At 68.1% G+C, this 987-nt stretch carries 1 protein-coding gene; it reads left to right on the top strand.

Annotation, left to right across the window (positions count from 1 at the left end; genetic code table 11):
• A partial coding sequence (gap, locus tag ACSBPG_RS31925) for a type I glyceraldehyde-3-phosphate dehydrogenase (RefSeq protein ID WP_435541291.1) occupies positions 1–987 on the top strand: 987 nt, incomplete at both ends.

Genomic DNA, 987 nt, shown 5'->3' with positions numbered 1-987 from the left:
CGGGTTGCGATCAACGGGTTCGGCCGCATCGGCCGTCTGGTTCTGCGGGCGATCTACGAGTCGGGCCGCGACGACGTCGAGGTCGTGGCGATCAACGACCTGGCCGACCTCGCCACCAACGTCCACCTCCTGAAGTACGACAGCGTGCACGGCCGCTTCCCCGGCACGGTCGAGGCCAGGGACGGCGACCTCGTCGTCAACGGCCACGCCATCAAGGTCGTCCAGGAGCGCGAGCCGGCCAAGCTGCCGTGGAAGGACCTGGGCGTCCAGGTCGCCATGGAGTGCTCGGGCATCTTCACCGCGCGCGACAAGGCCGCACTGCATCTGGAGGCCGGTGCGGAGAAGGTGCTGATCTCGGCGCCCGCCACCGACGAGGACATCACGGTGGTCTACGGCGTCAACAGCGACCAGCTCAAGGCGGCGCACCGCATCGTCTCCAACGCGTCCTGCACCACCAACTGCCTGGCCCCGGTCGCCTTCGTGCTGCACAACACGATCGGCATCGACCACGGCTTCATGACCACCATCCACTCCTACACCGGCGACCAGCGCGTCGTCGACACCATGCACCGCGACCTGCACCGCGCCCGCGCCGCCGCGCTGAACATGATCCCCACCACCACCGGCGCCGCCAAGGCGGTGGGCAAGGTGCTGCCCGAGCTCAAGGGCAAGCTCGACGGCACCTCCATCCGCGTGCCCACCCCCAACGTCTCGGTGGTCGACTTCAAGTTCGTCGCCAAGCGCGCCACCACCGTGGAGGAGATCCAGGCCGCCATCCGCGAGGCCGCCGGCGGCAAGCTCAACGGCATCCTCGGCTGCTACGACGAGCCGCTGGTCTCGGGCGACTTCAACCACGACAGCCGCTCCTCGATCTTCGCCCTCAAGGAGGTCAAGGTCATCGACGGCACCTTCGTGCGCGTCATGAGCTGGTACGACAACGAATGGGGCTTCTCCTGCCGCATGAGCGACACCGCCGTCGCCATGGCC

The organism is Azospirillum sp. ST 5-10, assembly GCF_051225715.1.
Taxonomy (GTDB): domain Bacteria; phylum Pseudomonadota; class Alphaproteobacteria; order Azospirillales; family Azospirillaceae; genus Azospirillum.
The sequence above is the reverse complement of the archived record's forward strand: the minus strand, read 5'-3'. Positions and strand labels throughout refer to the sequence as shown.